General features: G+C 74.7%; 1 protein-coding gene. It reads left to right on the top strand.

Annotated features, from left to right (window positions below; genetic code table 11):
• Window positions 1-1053 (top strand): serine/threonine protein kinase (locus AOK03_RS08610; RefSeq protein ID WP_425264362.1); only part of this gene is annotated, 1053 nt, incomplete at both ends.

Genomic DNA, 1053 nt, shown 5'->3' with positions numbered 1-1053 from the left:
CCCTCCCGCCGGAGCACCCCGACCCCACGGTCCTGCCCGAGATCACCCTCCTGGACCGCGCGGACAGCGACGACGGCGATCCCGCCGCCCCGGACGCCCTCAGCGGGCTGCCGCTGCCGCCCGGCACGCTGCTCGCCGGCCAGTACCGCCTGGTGCGGCCGCTCGGCTACGGAGGGATGGGCGAGGTCTGCCTCGCCCACGACACCAAGGTCGACGACCGCGCGGTCGCCGTGAAGATGCTGCACGCCGAGCTCGCCGCGGACTCGTACAGCCTCCTCGAAGGCGAGCGCAAGGAACTCGTGGAGCTCAACCACGACGGGTTCATCCGGGTGTTCAACTACGGGCACCACTCCGGGGTCGGGGACTTCCTCGTCCTCCAGTACGTCGACGGGCTCAACCTCGAAGAGGTGCGGGCCCGCGCCCACGAGCACCCCGAGGAGTTCGGCGGCACCCGCTTCCTGGAGTTCGTCCTCGCGTACGGGGTGCGGATCCTGGCCGCGCTCGCGCATCTGCACGCCCCCGAGCGCGGCAAGGTCTACGGCGACCTGAAGCCGCCGAACGTCATGCACGACGGCTCCACCACCAAGCTCGTCGACGTCGGCAGCGTGCGCCGCGCGGGCGCGCCCGGCCTCACCACCGCCCTCTACCGCGCGCCCAGCGTCGGCGCCCACGGCGAATCCGCCCCGCAGGACGACCTGTTCAGCCTCGGCGAGACGCTGCGCACCCTGTGCGGGATCGGGGCGACCCGCCACGACCTGGCGGACCTGGCGGCGCTCGCCCCGCTGGACGACGCCACCGGGGACCACCGCGGACTCGGCCTGGTCTCCCTGGCCAGGGCGCTGCGCCGGGCCACCCGCACCGCGCGCGCCGGACGCTTCGCCACCGCCCGGGAGATGGACGAGCAACTCCGCGGCGTCTTCCGCGAGTTGCGGTCCCTGCGGACGGGCGCGGAGACGTTCGAGCCGTCGCCGCTCTTCCTGCAGTCCGCGTACGCCCTCGACGGCGGGCTCGGCGCCGCCCCCGAGGTGTCGCGCTGGGCCGCCCCGCCGTCCG

Source organism: Streptomyces atriruber (genome assembly GCF_001418325.1).
GTDB lineage: Bacteria > Actinomycetota > Actinomycetes > Streptomycetales > Streptomycetaceae > Streptomyces > Streptomyces atriruber.
Note: the sequence above shows the minus strand (reverse complement) of the source record. Positions and strands in the feature narration are given on the sequence as shown.